This is a genomic window from Agrobacterium sp. CCNWLW32, from assembly GCF_037083425.1.
Classification (GTDB): Bacteria; Pseudomonadota; Alphaproteobacteria; order Rhizobiales; family Rhizobiaceae; genus Agrobacterium; species Agrobacterium radiobacter.
Genome location: NZ_JBAOJM010000002.1, coordinates 291504 through 314005, shown reverse-complemented (window position 1 = coordinate 314005; position 22502 = coordinate 291504). Strand labels below are relative to the sequence as shown.

At 59.1% G+C, this 22502-nt stretch carries 24 protein-coding genes and 1 tRNA gene; 14 read left to right on the top strand and 11 right to left on the bottom strand.

Annotated elements, in window-relative coordinates; translation table 11 throughout:
- Positions 1-40 precede the first annotated feature (40 nt).
- The 4 genes from V6R85_RS05420 to V6R85_RS05405 all read left to right on the top strand — a co-directional run bounded on the left by V6R85_RS05420 (position 41) and on the right by V6R85_RS05405 (position 1946).
- A tRNA-Gly gene (locus tag V6R85_RS05420) sits at positions 41-114 on the top strand.
- 58 nt (positions 115-172) lie between these two features.
- Positions 173-721 carry an RNA 2'-phosphotransferase gene (locus tag V6R85_RS05415; protein ID WP_111833724.1) on the top strand — a complete coding sequence of 183 codons (549 nt, stop codon included), beginning with the start codon at positions 173-175 and terminating at the stop codon, positions 719-721.
- A 153-nt stretch (positions 722-874) separates the two neighbouring features.
- Entirely contained in the window at positions 875-1600 is a 726-nt protein-coding gene (gene aqpZ / locus V6R85_RS05410; protein ID WP_003503541.1) for an aquaporin Z, read from the top strand.
- A gap of 52 nt (positions 1601-1652) precedes the next feature.
- On the top strand, positions 1653-1946 hold the full coding sequence (locus tag V6R85_RS05405; protein WP_035212595.1) for a hypothetical protein: 294 nt from the start codon (positions 1653-1655) through the stop codon (positions 1944-1946).
- Between the two features lie 212 nt (positions 1947-2158).
- Here the strand turns inward: V6R85_RS05405 and V6R85_RS05400 are convergent, their stop codons facing one another.
- On the bottom strand, positions 2159-4090 hold the full coding sequence (locus tag V6R85_RS05400; RefSeq protein WP_162695462.1) for a glycosyltransferase family 2 protein: 1932 nt from the start codon (positions 4088-4090) through the stop codon (positions 2159-2161).
- 170 nt (positions 4091-4260) lie between these two features.
- Here V6R85_RS05400 and V6R85_RS05395 point away from each other — a divergent pair, with 170 nt between their 5' ends.
- A complete protein-coding gene (locus tag V6R85_RS05395) occupies positions 4261-5022 on the top strand; it encodes a transporter substrate-binding domain-containing protein (RefSeq protein WP_060722864.1) in 762 nt (253 codons plus the stop codon).
- Positions 5023-5059: 37 nt separating this feature from the next.
- On the opposite strand, the gene uppX is transcribed toward V6R85_RS05395, so the two are convergent.
- Positions 5060-6352, bottom strand: a complete 1293-nt coding sequence (gene uppX / locus V6R85_RS05390) for a Wzx-type polysaccharide biosynthesis protein UppX (RefSeq protein WP_162695475.1) — start codon at positions 6350-6352, stop codon at positions 5060-5062.
- A gap of 286 nt (positions 6353-6638) precedes the next feature.
- Here uppX and uppY point away from each other — a divergent pair, with 286 nt between their 5' ends.
- Positions 6639-7934, top strand: coding sequence for a Wzy-type polysaccharide biosynthesis protein UppY (gene uppY / locus V6R85_RS05385; RefSeq protein ID WP_111833723.1), 1296 nt, complete (start codon positions 6639-6641; stop codon positions 7932-7934).
- Between the two features lie 26 nt (positions 7935-7960).
- A complete protein-coding gene (locus V6R85_RS05380; RefSeq protein ID WP_099085676.1) occupies positions 7961-8713 on the top strand; it encodes a polysaccharide deacetylase family protein in 753 nt (250 codons plus the stop codon).
- Positions 8714-8781: 68 nt separating this feature from the next.
- Here the strand turns inward: V6R85_RS05380 and V6R85_RS05375 are convergent, their stop codons facing one another.
- Positions 8782-9432: a S24 family peptidase gene (locus tag V6R85_RS05375; RefSeq protein ID WP_003503527.1), complete on the bottom strand. Its 651-nt coding sequence runs from the start codon at positions 9430-9432 to the stop codon at positions 8782-8784.
- 112 nt (positions 9433-9544) lie between these two features.
- On the bottom strand, positions 9545-10195 hold the full coding sequence (locus V6R85_RS05370; RefSeq protein ID WP_099085675.1) for a response regulator: 651 nt from the start codon (positions 10193-10195) through the stop codon (positions 9545-9547).
- A gap of 252 nt (positions 10196-10447) precedes the next feature.
- On the opposite strand from V6R85_RS05370, the gene V6R85_RS05365 reads away from it, so the two are divergent.
- Positions 10448-10801, top strand: coding sequence for a DUF952 domain-containing protein (locus V6R85_RS05365; protein ID WP_003503523.1), 354 nt, complete (start codon positions 10448-10450; stop codon positions 10799-10801).
- On the top strand, positions 10801-11892 hold the full coding sequence (locus V6R85_RS05360) for a quinone-dependent dihydroorotate dehydrogenase (protein ID WP_111833722.1): 1092 nt from the start codon (positions 10801-10803) through the stop codon (positions 11890-11892). Before V6R85_RS05365 ends, V6R85_RS05360 begins: the two co-directional genes overlap by 1 nt.
- 173 nt (positions 11893-12065) lie before the next feature.
- Here the strand turns inward: V6R85_RS05360 and V6R85_RS05355 are convergent, their stop codons facing one another.
- A complete protein-coding gene (locus V6R85_RS05355; protein ID WP_003503518.1) occupies positions 12066-12563 on the bottom strand; it encodes a CAP domain-containing protein in 498 nt (165 codons plus the stop codon).
- Between the two features lies 1 nt (position 12564).
- Positions 12565-12831 (bottom strand): DUF6460 domain-containing protein, encoded by a 267-nt coding sequence (locus V6R85_RS05350; protein WP_003493739.1) that lies wholly within the window; start codon positions 12829-12831, stop codon positions 12565-12567.
- A 169-nt stretch (positions 12832-13000) separates the two neighbouring features.
- On the opposite strand from V6R85_RS05350, the gene V6R85_RS05345 reads away from it, so the two are divergent.
- The 3 genes from V6R85_RS05345 to V6R85_RS05335 all read left to right on the top strand — a co-directional run bounded on the left by V6R85_RS05345 (position 13001) and on the right by V6R85_RS05335 (position 15402).
- Positions 13001-13942 carry a class I SAM-dependent DNA methyltransferase gene (locus V6R85_RS05345; RefSeq protein WP_162690242.1) on the top strand — a complete coding sequence of 314 codons (942 nt, stop codon included), beginning with the start codon at positions 13001-13003 and terminating at the stop codon, positions 13940-13942.
- Positions 13943-14076: 134 nt separating this feature from the next.
- Positions 14077-14688: a YitT family protein gene (locus tag V6R85_RS05340; RefSeq protein WP_003503514.1), complete on the top strand. Its 612-nt coding sequence runs from the start codon at positions 14077-14079 to the stop codon at positions 14686-14688.
- Between the two features lie 72 nt (positions 14689-14760).
- On the top strand, positions 14761-15402 hold the full coding sequence (locus V6R85_RS05335; RefSeq protein ID WP_020010974.1) for a YitT family protein: 642 nt from the start codon (positions 14761-14763) through the stop codon (positions 15400-15402).
- 26 nt (positions 15403-15428) lie between these two features.
- Here the strand turns inward: V6R85_RS05335 and V6R85_RS05330 are convergent, their stop codons facing one another.
- Complete coding sequence (locus V6R85_RS05330) at positions 15429-15890, bottom strand: carboxymuconolactone decarboxylase family protein (protein ID WP_111791877.1); 462 nt, start codon at positions 15888-15890, stop codon at positions 15429-15431.
- 99 nt (positions 15891-15989) lie between these two features.
- A complete protein-coding gene (locus tag V6R85_RS05325) occupies positions 15990-16493 on the bottom strand; it encodes an RrF2 family transcriptional regulator (RefSeq protein ID WP_003503511.1) in 504 nt (167 codons plus the stop codon).
- Between the two features lie 50 nt (positions 16494-16543).
- Between V6R85_RS05325 and V6R85_RS05320 the strand changes: the two genes are divergently transcribed.
- Together V6R85_RS05320 and pdeM are read left to right on the top strand one after the other, a co-directional pair.
- Entirely contained in the window at positions 16544-19135 is a 2592-nt protein-coding gene (locus tag V6R85_RS05320; RefSeq protein ID WP_336377026.1) for a ligase-associated DNA damage response DEXH box helicase, read from the top strand.
- A 28-nt stretch (positions 19136-19163) separates the two neighbouring features.
- Entirely contained in the window at positions 19164-19892 is a 729-nt protein-coding gene (gene pdeM / locus V6R85_RS05315; RefSeq protein ID WP_003503509.1) for a ligase-associated DNA damage response endonuclease PdeM, read from the top strand.
- A gap of 74 nt (positions 19893-19966) precedes the next feature.
- Here the strand turns inward: pdeM and V6R85_RS05310 are convergent, their stop codons facing one another.
- The 3 genes from V6R85_RS05310 to V6R85_RS05300 form a co-directional block, all read right to left on the bottom strand.
- Positions 19967-20404 carry a universal stress protein gene (locus tag V6R85_RS05310; protein WP_003503507.1) on the bottom strand — a complete coding sequence of 146 codons (438 nt, stop codon included), beginning with the start codon at positions 20402-20404 and terminating at the stop codon, positions 19967-19969.
- A 159-nt stretch (positions 20405-20563) separates the two neighbouring features.
- On the bottom strand, positions 20564-21391 hold the full coding sequence (locus V6R85_RS05305; RefSeq protein ID WP_060727028.1) for a TIGR02186 family protein: 828 nt from the start codon (positions 21389-21391) through the stop codon (positions 20564-20566).
- The gene (locus V6R85_RS05300; RefSeq protein ID WP_111833721.1) at positions 21388-22314 is read right to left on the bottom strand and encodes a TSUP family transporter; all 927 of its coding nucleotides are present in this window, start codon (positions 22312-22314) and stop codon (positions 21388-21390) included. The genes V6R85_RS05305 and V6R85_RS05300 overlap by 4 nt, the downstream gene beginning before the upstream one ends.
- Positions 22315-22502: the final 188 nt, after the last annotated feature.

Sequence of the window (22502 nt, the reverse complement as noted above, 5' to 3'; positions counted from 1 at the left end):
CTTGACACCCGCTGCGAACTATCCGATGTCTTATGCGCGCGCGGGTGTAGCTCAATGGTAGAGCAGCAGCTTCCCAAGCTGAATACGAGGGTTCGATTCCCTTCACCCGCTCCAGCGATGCCGCGATCCATGTGCCGGAATATTAAAGGTCATAAGAGAAAGCAGCATCCCGATGGCGCAGTCCCTCAGCGAGATCAGTAAATTTCTAAGCTATGTCCTTCGTCACAAACCGGATGCGATCAGTATCGAACTCGACGCGGAAGGGTGGGCCAATATCGACGAGTTGATAGCAAGAGCCGATATTCCCCTTACGCATGAGTTGCTGCTTGAGATTGTCGATACCAGCGACAAGAAGCGGTTCGCCATTTCTGCCGATGGGCAATTCATCCGGGCCAATCAGGGCCATTCGGTGGTGGTGGATCTCGGTCTCGAGCCTGTAAAGCCACCCGTTTTGCTCTATCACGGCACAGCCACCCGTTTTCTCGGCAGCATCAGGGAAAAGGGATTGCTCCCGCAGAACCGGCAATATGTCCATCTCTCCGCTGATAAAGAAACAGCGAGAAGAGTTGGAGAAAGGCACGGAAAACCTGTTATTCTGACGATCTCCGCCCTGGCGCTGCATCAGGGAGGCCATCGTTTCTTTCAGGCCAAAAATGGTGTCTGGCTCACGAATGAGATAGAGCCGGGCTCTCTTCCGGGGCTGCCGGAAGAGGTGGGCTGAAGCCACTATTTTCCGCGGAACAGCCTGAAATGGTGGGATACGGTCTTGGCCGGATCGTCGTGGAGCCGGCTTTTGGGAGTAGTACACAATTTAGCTTGACTACGATTAAATTGCACGTAATAGTTGATGCAGTCGTAACATAGGGAAAGTGTTATGAGTCGCAAACTTCTTTCGGAATTTCTGGGAACCTTTTGGCTCGTATTCGGAGGATGCGGCAGCGCGGTTTTTGCCGCCGCCTTTCCCGAACTCGGCATCGGCTTCCTTGGTGTCGCTTTCGCTTTTGGTCTGACGGTTCTGACCATGGCCTACGCGGTTGGCGGCATTTCAGGCGGTCACTTCAATCCGGCTGTTTCAGTTGGCCTCACGGTTGCCGGTAAATTCCCGGCGGCAAGCCTCGTGCCTTATATCGTGGCGCAGGTTCTGGGGGCGATCGTCGCGGCTGCGGCGCTTTATGTCATCCTCACCGGCAAGGCAGGGGCTGACATTGGCGGTTTTGCCGCCAATGGTTATGGCGAACATTCGCCGGGCGGATATTCTCTCGTATCGGCGCTGCTGATCGAAGTCATTCTGACGGCATTTTTTCTTATCGTCATTCTGGGCTCGACGCATGGCAGGGTTCCGGCCGGCTTCGCGCCGATCGCCATCGGTCTTGCCCTTACCCTTATTCATCTGATTTCCATTCCGGTCACCAACACATCCGTCAATCCGGCCCGCTCGACAGGACAGGCGCTGTTCGTCGGCGGATGGGCGCTGCAGCAGCTCTGGCTGTTCTGGCTCGCTCCGATCCTTGGCGGCGCCATCGGGGCCGTGATCTGGAAAATTTTCGGCGAGGAAGAGAAGGCCGGCCACACCGGTTCGGTTCAACCTGCGCAGACATGAATAAGAGGCTTTGTTTCCTCGAATGGTCGAGGAAACGACTGAGGAGGATGACATGGATCTTGCTTCGATATTGGCCCAAATCGTTGGCGGTGCGGTAGGCGGCACGGCCGGTGGAAAGATAGTGAAGGACTCCGATCTTGGTTCGCTCGGCAACCTGATTGCCGGCGCCATTGGCGGCCTCGGCGGCGGAACCGTGCTCGGATCGCTGCTTGGCGCGGCCGGAGGTGCAGCAGCTGGCGGCGTGGATATCGGCGCTCTTGCCGGTCAGCTCGTTGGCGGCGGTGTCGGTGGTCTGATCGTGCAGATCATCGTCGGCCTGATCAAGAACAAGCTCGTTGCCAAGTAGAGCGGTTCGGTCGCCTTCAGGATGAAATGACGGACCTTGCCGAAGGAGGAGCTTCGTTCGGCAAGGCATTGGCTTCTATTATTGATGACACCGGTAATGCAAGGCCTGAAGCGGATTTGCGGATAACAGCATGTCGCTGAAACCATGAAGCGTCGCCGCGGTTGACCGAAAGAAGCACCAAATCTATTTTGACTGTTTTCGAAAATGCCGGGTCAGTCGGTTTTTTTGACGACCGGCGCGTGTGGTGTCTTGTTCCATGTGAAGGGTTTGGTTTTGAGCTCCACCACGGCCCGCCAGGCCGCGACTGATAACATCAGCCAATATGCGGGCATCGCCAGCCATCGCCTTCCGACATGTCGTCTTTCATAGGCGATCATTCTGCTTCGGCCCATCAGCACGAAGATCGTGTAGCTCCCGGCGATATTCAGCACATCGATAAAAAACAGCAGACCTTGCCAGGTGAGTAGCAGATCAGCACCGTTTTCCCGGATGGCGATAGTCATGAATGCCAGGGAAACGAAGAGCAGGGGATGGGCAAGCGACGACAGAAGCATGCCGCCGATCAGCAGCTGAAAAACCATATAGGCAAACCATCCCATGTCGCGCGCGGTCGCAAAAGGCGCACGGGTCATCACCAGCCAGCTTTGCAGCCAACCCTTGTACCAGCGTGTTCGCTGGTTCAGCCACACGGGCAGCGAGGTCGGCGCGTCCTCCAGCGTCTGTCGTCGGATGACGCCGCAACGATAACCGAGCCGATGCAGCCTGAGTCCGAGGTCGGCGTCCTCGGTTACATTATAGGGATCCCAGGCACCGGCCCGCCGCAGCACGGCGGTCCGGAAGTGATTGGAGGTGCCGCCAAGCGGCAGCGGCAAGCCGTGTGCGGATAGCACAGGTAACATGCAGCGGAAGAGACCGGAATATTCCAAGGCGAAACAGGCGCTGAGCCAGGAGGAAGAGGCATTGCTGATGATAAGCGGCGCCTGCAGGCAGGCCACCTCGTCTGGCTCATTGCGGAAGGTGGTATAGGCTTCACGCAATTGCTGCGGATGGGGCCGGTCCTCGGCATCATAGACCACAACGAATGCGCCGCGCGCGCCGGAAAGCGCATAGGTGAGGGCTTTGGGTTTGGTGCGCGGCAGGGAAGGCGGCACCCTGACAACCTCTATATGCGGGCCGGGGTTTATCCGCCGGATCGCCTCGATCGTTGCGTCGTCGTCAGCCTCGCAGACAAGCTTGATGTCCAGTCGGGATCTGGGCCAGTCCAGACGTTCCAATGCGCCGATGAGCTGCCCGACGACGGCCTCTTCCCGGTAAAGCGCCACCAGAACGGTATAGACAGGCAGTTCGTTTTCCTGCCGAGAAAGCGAGACGGCACCGTTTTCCGTGGGTGCATGGACGAGGGCGAACAGCCTGAAAAGCAGGGTAAAGAGGTAAAGAAGCGTCAGGGTGATATGCAGATAGGCAAATGCCGCTTCCGTATAAAACAGCAGCGACAGAATGAGCAGGGTAACGAGAACGCCACTGCAGAAACCCTGCTGGCCGTGCAGCGTGATCCTGGCGGAATGGTGTGGCGCCGTATTGAAAAGCCGCTGCTGGGTTTCCGCCAGGCGGCGGGCCTCGCCCGCTTTCCAGATTGCGTTGCGCATGGCTTGCGGTGTGGTTACGGCAAATTCGTCGAGAAGACGCGGGCGCTGATCCAGCATGTTTTTCAGAGACGCCATCCGCGCCAGTTCCGGCACGATCAGCAGCGTCGGCGTGCCGTGCAGCGGTGTCAGCCGCAGCAACCTTGGTTCGGCAAGTTGAGTGTCCAGTCGGTTCAGGTCCACCACCCGGCCCGGGCTTATTTCCGGAAGAAATGGCAACCGCAGCAATCTGGCGAAAGCGCTGAAATAGGCATCCGCCGTTACGAGACTGCTTGCCAGCAATTCGTCTTCTACAGTCGAGCCATTTTCCAGCGCCCGCTGTTCGAATGCCTCGATATAGGTCTTGCCAAATCCCAGCGAAGAGAGAAAGCGGGCTTGTTCGGCCTGGTCCTGTTCGGAAGCGGCCCAAAGCGGATCATCGCTGGTACGGGAAAATGCAATTTTTCGTGTCGCCGGCGTCGTACAAAACGAATCTCGTGTATATTGCCTAAAATAATCCATGCATCGCCGCCGCCGTCATGGTGCCGCCCCACTTTCTGTCACGGATAGTATAGATGAGAATGACGAATGTAACGCGGAATATAGGTATCGGTTTTACTTTAGCTCTCGCTTTAAAATTGACTGGTTTTATTGGTGAAGTTCGTGCGGAGGGATTGTCGGACGGAAACCGGATGCCGGTGTTGTTCGATGCGCAGGAGCGATTTCCGGGCGGCGACCTTTCTTCAGTTCCCCGCATCAGATTTCTGATGTCGGTCGATTTTCCGCCGTTCAATTTTACCGATCAGGAAGGCCGGCTTGCAGGTTTCCATGTCGATCTGGTGCGTGAAATCTGCGCCCAGTTGAAGGTCGAAAGCAAATGCCAGGTGCAGGCGCTGCCGTTTGACGAGCTGGAGGCGGCGCTTGAAATGGGGGAGGGCGAAGCGGTCATTTCCGGCCTCGCCACCACTGCCGATCTGCGCAAGAGTTTCACTTTCTCGCGGCCCTATCTGTTGATGCCTGCCCGTCTTGCGGTGAACAAGGCGGCGAAATTCACCGGCTCCGGCGCTGATGCGCTTTCTGGAAAGAAGGTGGGTGTGGTTGCCGGTTCTCGGCACGAACAGATGCTGAAAGCTTTCTTTCCAAAGGCCGCGGCCGAGGGTTTCGAGGGCTATGAACCCATGTATGACGCGTTGAAGAAAGGCAAGGTGGACGCCATCCTCGCCGACGGTCTGCGCCTGCCTTTCTGGGTTTCGGGAAGCGCGTCCGAAGGCTGCTGCGCGCTCTTCGGTGGTCCCTATATGTCCGACAGGTTTCTCGGCGAAGGCCTGTCCATCATGACCGTCGATCCCGACAACGTGCTTGTTCCGGCTTTCGATCAGGCGCTGGCGGCCCTTTCCCGCAACGGCCGGCTGGAAGAAATATACCGGCGTTATTTCCCTTACGGGCTCTATTAGAGAGAGCCGGCCACCAGATCGGTTCTGACGCCCGCTCTTATTTGGCCGGCGCGAAAACCTCTTCGTTTCGGCGCAGGCGCAGCAGCGCGATCCACACGGCGGCGGCGATGGCGGTTTCCACCATGAAATAGCTGCCGATCGTTCCCGAAATGCTGAAGGACCAGGTGAAGAAGGCGACGACGACGGAGCCGATGAGATTGCCGCTGTTCCAGATCTTCGCGCGAATATCCTGCCGTCCGGATGCGCCCAGCGCCTCAAGCGCGGTGGCGGCAACGGCCATGGGCAGAACCGCCCAGCAAAGCACGCGGGTGATGACGGGCAGCGAGACATATTCATCGCCGAACAAAAGCGGCAGGAAGGGTGCGATGATGAAAATGACGAGCGCACTGCCGGTCGCGATGAAAAGTGCAGCCTTCAGCACATTATAAGCGCGTTCTATGGTCTTGGTGATGCCCTGCAGGGCGGCGGAGGCCGAACCCGGATAGATCAGCCGGTTGAGGGCCTCGACGGAGAGATAGGAACTGTCGAGAATGCGCCGGGCGATGGAATAACTGCCCAGCACCTCGGCGCTGGCAATGGCGCCGAGAACGAGAATATCGGCATTGCCGCGCACGGCCTTGAACAGGAACTGGGTGGAGAACAGGATGCCGATGCGGATTTCCTCGCGCACGATGCGGAACACCGGGCGGCCGAGTCTCGCGATCGCCTTCACCGAAATCATGGCCGCAATCGTGTGGGCTGCGAGGTTCCACAGCGCCCAGGCCTCCACGGTTTCCACCTTGAAGATGAGGCAGGCTACTACCGCGGCAATGGTGCGGGCGACGGCAAACATCACTTCCAGCTTGTTGGCGGAGGCGAAGTTGGAATGGGCGATGAAGCTCTGCGTGGAAAGCGAGATGACTTTCAGGAGGACGAGGTTGGTGAACAGGATCAGGAAGGTGGTGATCAGCGTGTGCAGCAGGGTTTCCGAGGTCGGGAAAAATACCGGGATCGTCACCATGCCGATGATTGTCAGCACCACGCCTGTCGCGGCGCTCAGGAGATAGCTGTGGCCGAGCATGACGGGAAACATGCTGCGATCCTGCGCGACGCGGCGGATCAGTGATTCCTGCGAACCGATACCGCAAATCTGGACACCGAGATTGGTGACGGCCGTGATGGAGGCGTAAAGCGCGAATTGTTCGACACCGAGATGGCGGGCAAGCAACGCGAAGGTCAAAAGCTGGGCGGCGCTGGACATGAGGAGCGCTCCGCCTGACGCCATGTAGGTCAATCCCAGTCTGACTAGATGGCCGAGCCGCGGCGTATTGAACGACACCTCATTCTCCATGTTTTCCGGCATTGCCGGGCGAATTCAAAAATGACTGCGCTGTTTTTAAAATCTGGCGAACTGAAAAAGCCGCAACCGGCCAATAATGTGAAGGTCCGCGACCCGAATGAATGGCAGTTTATCCTGTCATATCCCTCTTGAGGTAAGAGAGGGTTAAAGCAATTGCATAATAATGATGATAATGACTGTTTATGGTTATTTGGACATGGCCCTGTTTCAGAAGGGTTTCGTTGTTCGTCACAAGGCAGGCCAATGATCCGATCATCCATATCAGGTGCAGGCGACCATGCCGCGTTTGGCTGACACGCAGCCCCTCTCTGCACAGGGCAGCGCCATATCACTCGCCGGCGGCCGGCGCGACGCGATTTTTTTCGTCGCCACCATGCTCTATATCTGGATTTCCGTCGCCCCTTTCGAAAATCTGGCAGCGCCGCCGGTGCCGCACGCCGCCGCAAACCAACTAACCGGCCTCGTGATCGCATTGATCCTCGGCGTTTTTGCGCTGCGCCACCGGCTGACGGGTCTACTGCTGCGACCGCGACTGCCCATTCTGCTGCTATTCTTCTGGCTGGCGATATGTTCGGTGGTCGGAACCCAGCCAAGCACGTCGCTGCAACGTCTGGTCTTCACGGCGCTCCTGTGCTTCATCACCAGCGTTCTCGTCGTCATGCCGCGCGACCGGCGGCAGTTCGACCGGATGATGGCCATCTTCGCCATCATTCTCCTGGCGCTGTGTTATCTGGGGGTGATCTTCCTCAGCTCGCGCTCGATCCATCAGCCCTATGATCTCGATGAAAAAGCGCTCGCGGGAGACTGGCGCGGCATTTTCAACCACAAGAACGCCGCCGCTCCGGCCATGATCATTCTTTTCATGATCGGGCTTTACCTGCGCAATGCCTGGTCGACGCTGGGCGGCATCGCCATCACGCTGCTGGCCGGTTTCTTCCTGTGGAAGACCAATGGAAAAACCGCGGCCATGCTTTTGCCCGTCACCGTGGCGCTGATCTGGGTCATGGAAAGGCATGCCCACCGCACTCTGCTGATGATCGGCGGTCTTCTCGCCTTCATCAACATATCCGCGGTTGGCTCCACTTATTTCCCGAGCATACAGAATTTTGTCGAAAGCCTGGGCATCGATTCCACCTTCACCGGCCGCACGGACATATGGCGGCTGTCCTTCGACACTTTCGCGCAATCGCCGATCTTCGGGCAGGGGTTCCAGGCATTCTGGGCGAGCGACCGGCTCCTGTCGCAGGCCGATATAGCCGGCACCTGGGCCGTTACAGCCTTCCATGCCCATAATGGCTATATCGAAAGCCTGCTGAATGGCGGCTTGCCGGCCTTCATTCTCACCGTCATCTGGCTGGTCATCATCCCCGCGAACGATTTCCGCACCGCAGTGGACAAGGGTACTGATCCGGGCCTGACCCGACTTTTTGCACGAATTTGGGTGTATGCGCTGCTTTCTTCGTGTCTTGAGAGTAATTTCTTTACCGGAACCGGGCCTATCTGGTCTTCTCTGCTGATCGCAATCTATTGTTTGAGGCATCAGGCTTACGACATACTTGAACAGGGGCAGTAATTTGCAGACAGGCCGGGGGGCTTTGTATGACGCAAAAAATCGGGACTTTTGCAGACCGGATCAATAACCGGCTGGTGCGCTATTTTCCGGGGCCGGCGGCACGGATCGAAACATCCGAACCGATCGTGTCCTTCACATTCGACGATGTGCCGGCAAGCGCCTGGACGGCGGGTGCGCGCATTCTGGAAAACGAGGGCGTCTGCGGGACGTTTTATATCGCCGGCGTGTTCATCGACAAATACGATGAACAGCAGCAGATGATTTCCACAAAAGGCTGTTCGGAACTGGCAGCGGCCGGCCATGAACTTGCCTGCCACACTTTTTCCCATCGCAAACTTTCGAGCTTTTCACGACGGGGGTTCGAGGCGGATCTCGATCGTAATGACACCGTGCTCGGATCATTCGATGGAGGCCGCCACGGGCGTAATTTCTCCGTTCCCTTCGGCATGGCCTCACCGGTCATGCAGCCGCTACTGCGGCGCCGGTTCAGGACTGCGCGCGGCATCATGCCTGGCATCAACAGGGGCAGCGTCGACCCGTATAATCTTGCCGCAGTCGAGTTGCGTGCGGATCAGAACTACCTCGACGCCGCCGACCACTGGCTGGAAGATGTTTTGCAAAAAGGCGGCTGGCTCATCATCTTCACCCATGATGTTTCGCGCACACCAAGCTTTTACGGTTGTCCTGAAGACAGATTTCAGAGCCTCGTCCGCAGGGCGGTATCCGGTGGTGCGAAGATCATGACGGTCGATGCCGCGGCAACGGCGCTCGGCCTGTAGAGGAAATTCTCGGCGCGTTTCCCGAGCTGCAACGGCTGAAACGGCAGGCCCGTGTCCGCAATTGCGGGCTACTGGCTGGCCCAGATGATGCGGGCAATCCACTCCACATCGGCCATGTCGAAGCTGCGGTTGGGATGTTCCGGGTTGAGCGAAAGAAGCTCGATGTTCTTGGGGCTTTGCCGCGCCAGCACCTTGGCCATCACTTCGCCGTCGCGGCTTTTCAGCACCACGCGGTCACCGCGCCGCACCTGTGCGCCCGGCTCCACGATGAGGATGTCGCCGTCACGGTAAAGCGGCATCATGCTCTCGCCCTGTACTTCCAGCGCATAGACGCCCTGTTTGCGCTCGGGAGAGGAGGGGAATTCTACCACATCCCAGCCCTGACCGGCCGGAAAACCGCCATCATCGAAAAAGCCGCCGGAGCCTGCCTGGGCGAAACCGAGCAGGGGAATGGCGTTGTCCGCGCCCGAAGGCTGCATCGTCTGCGCCCTGCCGAAAGCATAACCGAAAAACTGGTCGACGCTTGCCCCCGTCGCTTCCAGCACCTTGGAGACGGATTCCGTCGAAGGCCAGCGTTTGCGGCCATCCGGCCCGAAACGTTTCGATTTGTTGAACGAGGTGGGATCGAGACCGGCGCGCTTCGCCAATGCCGAAGGCGTCAGCTGATGGCGTTTAGCAAGCGTATCGATGGCGCTCCAGATCGTCTCGTGTGAAAGCATGATAGAAAGCCCGCAAGTGGAGCCGATAGCGGAAAGCTCCTGTCGTATATTGACCGGAATCTAGACCATATCCGGTCAGGAGTAAAGCAAGGAAAGGAATAAAATCCTTGCTCTACGCCACCATGGCCGACGTATTTATCTTGGCCAGCTGGATCACCGCCTGCGTGCGGCTGTCGACCTTGAGCTTCAGCAGGATCGCGGAGACATGCGCCTTGATGGTAGCTTCGGAAACATTGAGCTCATAGGCGATCTGCTTGTTCAGCAACCCTTCGGCCAGCATGCCCAGAACCCGGCTTTGCTGCGGCGTCAGTGTTCTGAGCCGGCCGATGAGATCGGCCACGTCAGGATCCTGTTCCTTATCGCCCTGATGACCTGACGGTATCCAGACATCACCTTCCAGAACCGCGCGGATGCCGTCTCTGATATCATCGATACCAGAGGACTTGGAAATGAAACCGGAAGCGCCGAGTTCGATGGATCGGCGAACGGTGGTCGCATCGTCCGTTGCCGAAACGATGACGATCGGCAGGCTGGAAAATTCCGCTCTCAGCGCCATCAGGCCTGAAAATCCGCTGACCCCCGGCATGGCGAGGTCGAGCAGCATGAGATCGGCGTCGTTGCGCGCTGCGGCCGCACTTCGGGCAGCCTCGAAATCTCCGGCTTCAACGATGGTCTGCTGCCCGTCGAGGCCGGATACGGCCTGTTTCAGGGCGCCGCGAAAAAGCGGGTGGTCATCTGCTATGATAATGACAAGTTCCGACATTCTGGCCCCCTCCCAAGGGCGTTATGCGGTTCTTTTTTGGGTACTGGCGCACTCCCATTTGCCGGCGGTCGAACGCTTCCGGCTCCTTTGCCAAAGGTTGCGCCAATCGCTCCCGCATTACAAGGAAAAGCTTGTGGACAGGCGGTCTTTCAGGGCTTCCGTAATAAAAATGCCGTGGAAACTGTGGACAATTGCCATGCTTTGCGGCAAACCGCCCGGACAGGAAAGTGCTGGAAAGCCTTGGAGAGCCCCATGCAGGAAACGCCCGCGATCATCTATAAAATCGTGCCGGAGACGTTGTGGAGTGCGGCCAGGGCGAAGGGCGTCTTCGAAGGCGCAGCCATCGATCTGACCGATGGTTTCATTCATTTTTCAACGGCAAAACAGGTGGCCGAGACCGCCGCACGGCATTTTTCCGGCCAGGTCGATCTGTTTCTGATTGCAGTCGATGGCGCGGCCCTTGGCGACAAGCTGGTCTATGAACCCTCCAGAGGCGGCGATCTTTTCCCGCATCTCTACGCGTCTCTTCCCTTGACCGCCGTGCTTTGGGAAACGCCGCTTTCACTCGGCCACGACGGCCAGCACCAGTTTCCGGAGATTTTGTGATGAGCGGATTATTTTCCTCTGTGGGCCGCAAGGGCTTGTTTCTCGTCGATCCGGAAAAGGCGCATGGCCTGTCCATCGCGGCGTTGAAAAGCGGCTTTCTGCCCACCTGCATGGTGCCGCACGATCCGCGTCTGCAGCAGACCGTGGCGGGTCTCGTGTTCCCCAATCCGCTCGGCATGGCGGCGGGTTACGACAAGAATGCGGAAGTGCCGGGGCCGCTTCTCCGGCTCGGTTTCGGCTTCACCGAAATCGGCACCGTCACGCCGAAGGCGCAATCCGGCAATCCCAAACCGCGCATCTTCCGCCTGGTCGAAGATGAAGGTGTCATCAACCGCCTCGGCTTCAACAATGAAGGTCATGCCGCTGCGCTGGAGCGTCTGAAGCAGGCGCGTCTGCGCGGCATTGTCGGCGTCAATATCGGCGCCAACAAGGATAGCGAAGCTCGCATCGCCGATTATGTGCAGGGCATCGAGGCCTTTTATTCGGTTGCGTCCTATTTCACCGTCAATATTTCCTCGCCCAATACGCCCGGTCTGCGCGACCTGCAGGCGCGCGAAAGCCTTGCCGCCCTTCTCACGGCGGTGCTGGAACGCCGCAAGGCGGAAGCCGAACGTTTCGGCAAACGCATCCCGGTCTTCCTCAAGATCGCGCCCGATCTGACTGAAGAGGGGCTGGATGATGTTGCCGAAGAGGCGCTGGCCCATGATCTCGACGGACTGATTGTCTCCAACACCACGCTTTCCCGCGAAGGCCTGCGCCCCGGTCCGCATAAGGGCGAGGCCGGCGGCCTGTCCGGCAAGCCGCTATTCGAGCTTTCCACCACGGTTCTCGCCAAGATGCGCCGTCGCGTCGGCGCCAATCTGCCGATTATCGGCGTTGGCGGTATTTCCTCCGCGGAAACGGCGCTGGAAAAGGTGAGGGCAGGGGCCGATCTCGTGCAGCTTTATTCCTGCATGGTCTATGAAGGTCCCGGCCTGCCATCGGCCATCGTCAAGGGACTGTCGAAGCTGGTCGCCCGCGAGGGCGTGGAGTCGATCCGTGAACTGCGCGACAGCGCGGTGGATCGCTGGGCCGACCGTAAGCTCGGTTGAGTACGACCTGGGTGGGGTTTCTCTACCCTCATCCCTGTGCTTGTCACAGGAATCCAGCCAGCCCAAGTCCTTGGGCTGAAAGAAGTCTCTCCGCCGCGCAGACGCGCTTCGACTGGATTCCTGTGACGAGCGCAGGCATGAGGGCGCGGGGGTACCCTAGTCTCCGCCCATTCTCAGGCGCAGAGCACCATGGCCCAATAGGGTCGGTTGCGGCTGGCGGCGTCATAGGCCACCGCGACGCCGAGACCATTATAGGGCCCGAGCATATTTTCGAGATGGTGTTTGGAGCCGATCCAGGCCTTCACCACCCGCTCGACACTGTCTTGCCCTGCAGCCACGTTTTCCGCCGCCGGAAGCGGGACATTGCCGTCCTTCATGCGGATAAGGAAACTGTCGGTCAGGCCGATCAGATGCGCCATCTTCTGCGCCTTGACCATGCGGCCGGCCTGATAGGCGGCAGCACCGCTTGCTGGACCATTGATGGAAAGCGGGGAAAGCCCCTTCGTGCGGCGCAGGTCATTGACCATGGGAAGTGCCGCCGCCGTTTCGTCGCGGGTGCCCGATGGCATGCCCTTGTTGGTGGGCATGGAAACGCAGGCGGAAAGAACGGAACCAGCGGAAAGCAGCACGAAGCCGCGCCGTGAAAGCGTTTGAAACGTGGAATCGGTCATGTCAGCGGCGATAGCTCAGGAGGCGCAGGATGATAAAAACGGGAATGACGATCGTCGCGCCAAGGATCAGATAGTCGCCGATTGCGCCGAGCGCATGGAAACCGCTGCGCCACAGGTCGACCACGAAATCGCGCGCGCCATAGATGATGTTCCACGGAGTCAATCCGAAGATCGCCATCAGAAAGCCGACGAGCAATGAAACGACGAGTAGTTTCACCACGGTGCGGGCCACCGTATCACCCAGCATTTTGTTGACCTCACCGGCCATCAGCAAGTCTCCTGTTTTATCCTGACATATGGGGCGCACCGCTTCGATGCAAGTTTTCGCGCATTATATCGCGCCATATCCGTCAATTCCACGCAGGGGCCATGAAATAGGACTTGAGTTTTTTTATGGCTTGATAAATGACAGCCAGCATCTTCTCAGGAAATAATTGATGGCCCCAAACCAGTTTTCTTCCGGTGACGTCATTGCCGACCGCCGGGCGGACTATGCCCGCATGTTGGCGGAGGGCGGTGACTATCCCGCCGCCGCCGAACTCATGGAACAGGCGCTTGAACTTGCGCCACGGTGGACGGCGGGTTGGTTTCGCTTCGGGGAATATCATGAAAAGGCGGGGGAGACGGCAAAAGCCGTGGCGGCTTACGAGAAAGTCGCTGAACTGGATACGGAAGGGCTGTTTGCAGCCGAACTGAAGCTCGCGGTTCTCGGCGCCGCGGAAACACCCGAGCAGCCGCCGAGCCGTTATGTGGAAGGGCTGTTCGACGATTATGCCGACCGTTTCGAAACCTCGCTTGTGGAGAAGCTTGACTACAGCGTGCCGCAAAAGCTGGCGGAACTGATAGGCAAGGCGGCGGATGGCGGCGTCTTCGATACCATTGTCGATATCGGCTGCGGCACGGGTCTCCTCGGTGTCGAAATCCGCACCCTCGCAAAACGGCTTGAGGGTTTCGATATTTCCCAGAACATGCTGGCCAAGGCGGAGGAAAAGGGGCTTTACGATTATCTGGGTCAGGCTGATCTTTCGCTGGAAGCGGAGGCCTCGGGACTTTTCATATCCACCCTGGCGCAATACCGCGCCGATCTCGTCGCCGCCGCCGATGTGATGATGTATCTCGGCAGCCTCGAAACCGTCATGCCGCTCGTTTCCGCCCTGCTCAGGCCTTCAGGCTTTTTTGCCTTCTCGGTGGAGGATGCGGGGGATGAGGACGGTTTTATCCTGCGGGAATCCCTTCGTTACGCCCATTCCAAAAGCTATGTGACCGACCTTCTTGAGCGGACGGGCTTTTCCCTCCTCGACATCCGTAAAACCACCATTCGCAAGGATGCCGGAAAACCCCTTTCCGGCATTCTTTTTCTTGCCCGCGCGAAAGCCTGAACATTCCGTTTCTTGCCTTTTTCACGATAGGTCAGTCTTGCTTACTTATCCATCTTGATCGGCTGTTTTTTGCAGTGCAAAATATACCTGAACAAGAGGAAAAAAGCGTGAGCATAACGAGAAGCGTTTACGGCATGTGGAGTTCCGATCCGGCCAGACATGCGCCGGTGGAAGACGTGCAGGGCATCGTCACCGGCGCCATCGTCTCGGCGCTCGGCTTTTATCTCCTCAACAAGGTCGGCCTTCTGACCGGCGGCACCGCTGGCGTCGCCTTCCTCCTTCATTATGCCTTCGGCATCAGCTTCGGCCTTTTGTTCTTCGTCGTTAATCTGCCGTTCTATTATCTGTCCTTCCGCCGTCTCGGTCTTGCCTTTTCCTTCAAGACCTTCATCGCTATCGGCCTTGTTTCGGTGCTAACGGAAGTGGAGGCGCGCTGGATGGTGATTGACAGTATCAATCCGCTCTGGGCGGCGCTGCTCGGCGGTCTGCTTCTGGGCTACGGATTGCTGGCGCTCTATCGTCACCGTGCCAGCCTAGGCGGTATCGGCATTCTCGCCATCTATATTCAGGACCGTTTCGGCATCCGCGCCGGTCTGATCCAGCTGGCCTTCGACGCCTTCGTGATGCTCTGCGCCTTCCTCGTCATCGATCCGGCCACGGTCGCCTATTCGATTGTCGGCGCTTTTGTCCTCAACATGTTTCTGGCCATCAATCACCGCTCGGACAGATATATCGTCGTGCGCTGAATAAGCATGCTTGAAATCCGTCCTGCTTGAGTGCAATAGCTCGGCAAGGGCCTGAAAATCAGGGGAAAAGGCATGGACGATACGACTGCGCGCAGGCGCCTGAACCTTTGGGCCTCCGCGCCGGATCGTCATTCGCTGCTGGAAGACGCGCAGGGCGTTCTGGCGGGCAGCATGCTGGTTTCGCTGGGCGTCACGCTGTTTTCGTCCGCGGGCCTTTTGACGGGCGGCGTGGTGGGGCTTGCCTTCCTGGCGCATTATTCCACCGGCTTCAGCTTCGGCGTGGTGTTTTTCCTTGCCAATCTACCGTTCTATTATCTCGCCTTCCGTCGCCTCGGCCTCGCCTTCACGGTCAAGACCTTCTGCGCTATCGCGATGACGGCGCTGCTTTCCGAATATATGCCCGGCTTTTTCGCCTTTCAGAGTATCAATCCGGTTGCCGCAGCGCTTTTTGGCGGGCTGACGGTTGCGGCCGGCATGCTGGCGCTGTTTCGCCATCGCACCAGCCTCGGCGGTTTCGGCATCTTGGCGCTTTATCTGCAGGATCGTTTCGGCTGGCGCGCGGGCCTCGTGCAGCTCGCCTTTGACGGCATGGTGCTGGCCTGCTCGTTCTTCGTGGCCACACCTTTCGTCATCCTCTGCTCCATCCTTGGCGCGTTGGTCATGAACCTCACGCTTGCCATCAATCACAGGAACGACCGCTACATCGCCATGTAGCGGCCGCCCGTTCCGGGTTTAAGAGGTCAGGCCGCCTTCGCAGCCGCATCGACCGGATGCTGCGAGCGGAAACCGACGGCGATGCGGTTCCAGGTGTTGATCGCGCCGATGGCGACGGTGATCTTCACGATGTCCTCATCGGGGAAATGCGCCTTCAGCGTCTCGAAGGCGTCATCCGGAGCGCCGGTTTCAGCAATCTTCGTCACCGCGTCCACCCAGCCGAGCAACGCCCGTTCCTGTTCGGTATAGACGGGGGATTCCCGCCATACGCTCATCAGGTTGATCCATTGTTCGGAAAGGCCGTCATGACGGCTTTCCTTCACATGCATGTCCACACAGAAAGCGCAGCCGTTGATGATCGAGGCACGCAGCTTGATGAGGTGAACGAAGCGGCGCTCAAGCCCGCTGCTCTGAACGTAATTTTCCAGAGCCATAACGGCCTTGAAGGCTTCGGGGGATGCTTTGGCATAGTTCAAACGGGTTTTCATGGGTCTCTCTCCATTGGTTGGGTCTGTTTAAGGGTATGCGTCATCGTTCCGGAAAGCGGTGACGCTTCCGGTATTTCGGGTGATTGGTTCTTTTGGGTCTTAGCGCGCCGCCGTCTTGCGCTCGTTCAGCGCCAGAAAGGCACAGCCGCGTGCGGCAATGCCACCGTCGTCATTGGCGGCAAGGTCGCCCAGAATATCGGCCATGCTGGTTTTGGCGAGTTCCGCCCGATAGGCCTTCTCCGCTTTCAGCATCGCGGCATTGATGCCGCAGGGCTTGGTGAAATAACGTCCCGGCAAGGGGTTGGGGCCCCGCTGGCGAATTTCCGCACAGCGAAAGGCAGGCTGCGGCCCCTCCACGGCAAGAACGATATCGAGCAGCGTAATCCTGTCGGTCGTCCGGGCAAGACGATAGCCGCCCTTCGGCCCCGGCACGGTGGCGACTATTCCGGCGCTCGACAGCGATTGCAGGTGTTTCAAGAGATAGCTCGTGGAAACGCCGTGAAATTCCGCAAGCGCCGCCGCTGAAAGCACGCCGCCTTCGGAAAGTCCCGCCAGCATGCCTACACTGTGAATGGCCTGTTCAACGCCGTCGCCGAGTTTCATCCGTTTTGCTCTTTTGTGGTTCGCTTAAGTATCGTGGATATAATTTATCCATGATTATGCATTCCTGTCAAGCGGTCCTGTTCCGCTCTTCTTTTTTCAAGGTTTCTCACTACCTTGAAAGCGTGAAACACGCTGAGTCTCCCATCTCCGGCACGCATGTCGGTTCCTTGCCCCTTCCATTCCAGAAATGGTTTGCGCAAAAGGGGTGGTCTCCGCGCGCGCATCAATTGGAGCTGATGGCGCGGGCGCTGGGCGGCGAGAACATGCTGCTGATTGCGCCCACGGGCGCCGGCAAGACGCTGGGCGGCTTCATGGCCTCGCTCACCGATCTCGCGGAACGCGGCAAGGTGCCGCCGGGCTCGGGCTTTGTCGGCGTGCACACGCTCTATATCTCGCCGCTCAAGGCGCTTGCGGTCGATATCGAGCGCAACCTCACCAGGCCCGTTTCCGAAATGGGCCTGCCGATTTCCATCGAAACCCGTACAGGCGATACGCCGCAGGGCAAACGCCAGCGCCAGAAGGTCAAACCGCCGGATATTCTGCTGACGACGCCGGAACAGGTCTCGCTGTTGCTCGCCAACAAGGAGGCCGAGCGCTTTTTCCGTGACCTGAAATATGTGGTGCTCGATGAATTACATTCACTCGTCACCTCCAAACGTGGCCACCTGCTGTCGCTGGCGCTTGCCCGTGTGCGCCGGCACGCACCCGATGTGCGCTTTATCGGCCTTTCCGCCACGGTGGCGGAGCCGATGGATTTGCGTGGTTATCTTGCACCGCAGGGGCAGGGCGAGCCACCCGCTGGCCTCATCACCGTCGAGGGCGGCGCAAAACCGGATATTTCCATCCTGAACACGGAAGAGCGCATCCCATGGTCCGGCCATTCGGCGCGTTACGCCATGAAGGATTTGTACTCTGCGCTGAAGGACCACCAGACGACGCTGATCTTCGTCAATACCCGCTCGCAGGCGGAGCTGATCTTCCAGGAACTCTGGACCATCAATGACGACAATCTGCCGATTGCCCTGCATCACGGTTCGCTGGATGCTGCTCAGCGTCGCAGGGTGGAGGCCGCCATGGCCGAAAACCGGCTGCGCGCCGTCGTCGCCACCTCCACGCTCGATCTCGGCATAGACTGGGGCGACGTCGACCTTGTCGTGCATGTCGGTGCGCCGAAGGGCGCAAGCCGCCTGGCCCAGCGCATCGGCCGCGCCAATCACCGCATGGACGAGCCATCAAAGGCAATTCTCGTTCCGGCCAACCGTTTCGAGGTGATGGAGTGTCGCGCTGCACTGGATGCCAATTATATCGGCGCGCAGGATACGCCGCCGATTGCCGAAGGCGCGCTCGATGTTCTCGCCCAGCATGTTCTCGGCATGGCCTGCGCCGAACCCTTCGATGCGGACGATCTTTACCGCGAAGTGACCAGCGCCTCGCCCTATGCCGATCTGCCGCGCGCCACCTTCGACCGGGTGGTGGATTTCACCGCCACCGGCGGCTACGCGCTGCGCACCTATGAGCGTTACGCCCGCATCCGCCAGATGAAGGACGGTCGCTGGCGGGTCTCCAATCCCGCCGTCGCACAGCAATATAGGCTGAACCTCGGCACCATCGTCGAGGCGGCGGAACTGAATGTCCGCATGGTCAAGCGCAATCCCAAGGGCACGGTCGGGCGCGGCGGCATGTCGCTCGGCAAGGTCGAGGAATATTTCCTCGAGCAGCTGGTGCAGGGCGATACGTTCCTTTTTGCCGGCAAGGTGCTGCGTTTTGAAGGTATCCGCGAGAATGAATGTCTGGTCTCGCAGGCCTTTTCCATGGACCCGAAGATACCCTCCTATGCCGGCGGCAAGTTTCCGCTTTCCACCTACCTCGCGGATCAGGTGCGCTCCATGCTCTCCGATCCCGCCCGCTGGCAGGCGCTGCCGGATCAGGTGCGTGACTGGCTGGCGATCCAGAAGGAGAAGTCGATTATTCCCAGGCGCGACGAGCTGCTGGTGGAGACCTTCCCCTTCCGCAAGCGCTTCTTCATGGTCATGTATCCCTTCGAGGGACGCTTGGCGCACCAGACGCTCGGCATGCTTTTGACGCGCCGGCTGGAGCGTGCGGGCGCAAAACCCATGGGCTTCGTCGCCACCGATTATTCGCTGGCCATCTGGGCGATGGAGGATATCGGCATGCGGCTGAAATCCCGCCGCCTGTCACTGGCCGACCTGCTGGACGAGGACATGCTCGGCGACGATCTGGAAGCATGGCTGGACGAATCCTTCATGCTGAAGCGCACCTTCCGCAACTGCGCCGTCATTTCCGGGCTGATCGAACGCCGTCATCCCGGCAAGGAAAAGACCGGCCGTCAGGTCACGGTGTCTGCCGATCTTATTTATGACGTTCTTCGCAGCCATGAGCCGGATCATATCCTGCTGGAAGCGACGCGGCGCGATGCCGCGGCTGGACTTTTGGACATTGGCCGTCTTGGCGATATGCTGAAGCGAATCAAGGGTCACACCACCCACCGCGCGCTGGAACATGTCTCGCCGCTCGCCGTTCCGGTCATGTTGGAAATCGGCCGTGAGACGGTGGCGGGCGAGGCGATGGACGATGTGCTGGCCGAGGCCGCCGACGAGCTTATCGCCGAGGCCATGTCCTGACATACGCAATGAAGGAACAACGATAAAAGTGCTGAGCCGGCTGACATTGAGCGACAGGTTTTCCAATGGCTTCGAATGCCTTGGCAGCGAAACCGCCATCAACGGCGTCGCCGCCTGGTGCGACCCGTTGGGCGGCCTCTACCTGCCGGACCTGTCATTGCTCGTCGTCTCTGATCTGCATCTGGAAAAGGGCGCGGCCTTCGCCCGGCGTGGCCGCATGCTGCCACCCTATGACACCATCGCCACGCTTAAAATCCTGTCCTCCCTCGTCAGCCGCTATGATCCGAAGATCGTCGTCAGTCTCGGCGATAATTTCCACGATCGCGTCGGTTCCGAGCATCTGCCGCTGCCGCTGCGCGAACTCATCCGCGAGATGGCCCGCGGCCGCGAGTGGATATGGATCAACGGCAACCACGACCCCGACGGTACGGTCGATCTGCCGGGCTCTTCGGTGGACGAGATGTTTTATGGCAATCTCGTCTTCCGCCACGAGCCGAAGCTGGGAGATGCCGCGGGCGAAATTGCGGGGCACCTGCATCCTTCTGCAACCGTGCGCCGTCGCGAGAAAACGGTGCGACGCCCCTGTTTCGCCACCGATGGTTCACGGCTTTTGATGCCGGCATTCGGGGTGATGAGCGGCGGGCTGGATTTGCGGCACAAGGCGATGCGCGGCCTGTTCGATCATGCCGCTCTTGTCGCGCATCTGATGGGGAGGGATCGCATCTATTCGGTGCGATTTTCAAATCTCATCGGCTGAGCGCATCGTCGCCGTTATCTCTTTGTTTTTACGCATTTCCAGTAAAACCGCTACGCACTTTTACTGGAAATGCTCTATTGCCGGTAGACCAGTACCGGTATCTTCGAATTCTTCAGCACCTTGGCCGTGACGCTGCCGAGCAGCATTTCCAAGAAGCTCCTGCGCCGGTGCGAGGCCATGGCGATGAGATCGCAGCCGCTCCTGTTGGCGGCTTCGATGATCGCCTCGTCGGGCCTTCCCGCCCGCGCCAGCAGCGCTTCACAATCCAATCCCATGGACGTGGCCTGTGCCTGCGTATCGCGCAGCAGATGCTCCGCCTCCTCACAACGGTGAAATTCCTCTTCGGCAATGGCGGCAATGTCCTCGACATCGCTGGCAATCACATGAAAGGGTTCCGATACCGTCACCACGGTCACCTTTGCGCCTGCCTCCTTGGCGAGAGCGAACCCTTGGTCGATTGCGATCTGCGCCAGCGGCGAGCCATCGGTGGGAATGAGAATGTGCTTGAACATGACATTTCTCCTTTTCATCCCGGTCACAGCCACACTGGCCGCCAAGAGCTGTGTGCGTGGTTGTAACGCCTTGAATTTTACCGCAAACCGATGACGGAAGCGAATGCTATCTTTGACGCAGAGGGTCGCCTGCGCCCGATTTGCAGGAGGAAGAGCGGGTCAGTCCTTGCGGAAGATGATGCTGGCGCCCCAGCCGGTCACGACGGCGAGCAGAACGCAGAGCGCGCCATAGGCAAGCGGCGTCTGATGCGCCGCATCGGTGATCGCCTGCTCCATGCCGGTCTTGACGACGCGCAGTTTCAATTCGCGCTGGGCGATGAATTTGCCGCTCTTGAAGAGATAGGCGCGGGCGGTGTGCACGCCGTTCGGCACGTTGGCGGGCAGGCGAAGTGTCGCCCAGAACAGGCCGGTGCGTTCCAGCCTCACACCGGTCGTGTCGTTACGATAGATGCCGCTTGAAAGCTTGAGCCGACGGTAGGCCTCCTGAAAATCGAAGACATTGTCGGGCACGCCGGAAAACACCGCGCTTTTCAGCGACAGATGGTCGACACCCAGCCCCATGGCCCTGAGCGTGCCGGGCGAAGCGATGTCGCTGATATTGCGCGTGCTGGCCATGGAATAGGATTCCGGCAGCGGCGTGAAGGTGATGGCGCTGGTATTGATCCAGATGCCCGCCACACGCTCCTTCTTGCGCACGGTCATATAGTCGCTCGGCCCTTCCAGCGTCACGACGATATCATATTGCCCGATGGCGAGCAGCAGCTGATCGGTATTGTTGAGCGCGCCGAAAAGCGTGAAATCCGCCCCGCGAAAATCCGACGCGATGGGAATTTCCGTCGTCGATGCGCCGATTTCGATATTTTCCAGCAGAGACCGCTGCTGCGGACCGGGCGGCAGGGCAAGTGGCGGCGTCTGCGCCGAAGCAGTTTGCCCGAGGGCAAGACATGAGAGCAGGGCAAGGGCGGCAAGCAGCAAATGGCGGGTCAATAACCTAACCCCCCGACGGCCACCGAAAACAGGTCTTCCGGCCGCACCACCAGCGCTACGGCAAGGCGAAGGGCGACCGCAAGCACCAGCAGCGCCAGAAGCGCGCGCAACTGTTCGCCACGCAGTTTCTGCCCGACGCGCACACCATATTGCGCACCGATGACCCCCGCCACCATCAGGATGAAGGCCAGCACCACGTCGACGGAATAGTTGGTCGCGGCCTGAACCACGGTCGTATAGGCGGTGACGAAAATGATCTGGAACAGTGAGGTGCCGACGACCACGCTGGTCGGAATGCGCAACAGATAGATCATCGCCGGCACCATGATGAAGCCGCCGCCGACACCCATGATCGAGGTGAGGATGCCAATGCCGAAACCCAGCGTGACGATGGGAATGACGCTGAGATAGATCTTCGATTTCTTGAACCGCATTTTCAGCGGCAGGCGGTGAACCCAGTTGTGGTGGCCCGGCCGGCGCAGCGTCACGGCTTCATTGCGGGCGGCGCGGCGAAGCGCCGAAATGCTTTCCTTCAGCATCAGCACGCCAACGGTACCGAGCAGGATGACGTAGAGCAGCGAAACGATGAGATCGAGCTGGCCGATACTGCGCAGGAAGGAGAATATCCACACGCCGACCGTCGCACCCACAAGACCGCCCACAAGCAGCACGCCGCCGAGCTTCACGTCCAGCGTTCCGCGCCGGAAATGCGTGATCGAGCCTGACACGGAGGAAGCGACCACCTGGTTTGCGCCGGTCGCCACAGCCACCACGGGGGGAATATTGTAGAAAATCAGAAGCGGCGTGATCAGAAATCCGCCGCCCACGCCGAACATGCCGGAAAGAAAACCGACGGCCGCGCCCATGCCGAGAATGATGAAAATATTCACCGACAGTTCTGCGATCGGCAGATAGACAGTCACGGCTCGGACCTCGGGCAAATGGTTCCGGGCGGCAGGGCTTGTCCGGGTGAGGGGGCCGCGCCGCGATTTACACTTTCTGTCTGAAAAGACCGGGCATGCCCGACCTTCATCCGTCATGCCCGCGAGGGCCTGACCTGTCAACATTCAACGGTAAATACGTTGATAATTTGGAAAGATAGCGGTTGTAC